The following is a 719-nucleotide window of genomic DNA, read 5'->3' as shown; positions in this document are numbered from 1 at the left end:
TAATGCCTGGTGATAACGTTAAGATGACAGTAACTCTAATCGCGCCAATCGCGATGGACGAAGGTCTTCGTTTCGCTATCCGTGAAGGTGGCCGTACTGTAGGTGCTGGTGTTGTAGCAACTATCGTTGAGTAATAGTTAACATTTAAGTTAATTAATACTAAAAAAGCCCGAGCTTAGCCTCGGGTTTTTTAATGCCTGAAATTTACGCCTTGTGAAGGTGGCGCTATTACCTTTAGGCGTAGGTGCATCGTAGCAACGTTCAATGAGTAATAGTTAACGTTTAAGTTAATTAATTCTATAAAAACCCGAGTTTAGCCTCGGGTTTTTTAATGCCTGAAGAAAAGTGTTTAGTTTTCAGCTATCAGCTATTAGTCGCTTGGTGTTAAATTATACTTAACACATAAAAAAGCACGACTTTAAGCCGTGCTATTAATTAAACTTTTTGACTGATCTGACCCCATAAAAGTAGACACCTATTTAGGAGTCAGTTCTCATGAAAGTAAAAGCGTTTCGTAAACATACAGAGGAATTTAAAAGAAAAGTGGTGCAGGAGTCACTAGACTCACACGGTACCGTTAAAATGACCGCTGATAAATACGGTATTCATCCCGATATGCTGTCAAGTTGGAGAAGTAAAATGACCTCAAGAAAAGAGCCTAAGCCACTTAAAAACCATGGTCCAGAAAAGTCATATAAAGACCTTGAACGTCAAGTTCG

1 protein-coding gene and 1 pseudogene are annotated in these 719 nt (G+C 38.9%); both read left to right on the top strand.

The window, feature by feature from the left end; genetic code table 11:
• Nucleotides 1-134, top strand: a pseudogene (locus PSH41_RS20025) (elongation factor Tu); the annotation flags it as partial.
• A gap of 361 nt (nt 135-495) precedes the next feature.
• A partial coding sequence (locus PSH41_RS20020; protein ID WP_273590053.1) for a transposase occupies nt 496-719 on the top strand: 224 nt, incomplete at its 3' end.

The sequence above is a fragment of the Pseudoalteromonas sp. CST2 genome, from assembly GCF_028599385.1.
Lineage (GTDB): Bacteria > Pseudomonadota > Gammaproteobacteria > Enterobacterales > Alteromonadaceae > Pseudoalteromonas > Pseudoalteromonas atlantica.
The sequence above is the reverse complement of the archived record's forward strand: the minus strand, read 5'-3'. Positions and strand labels throughout refer to the sequence as shown.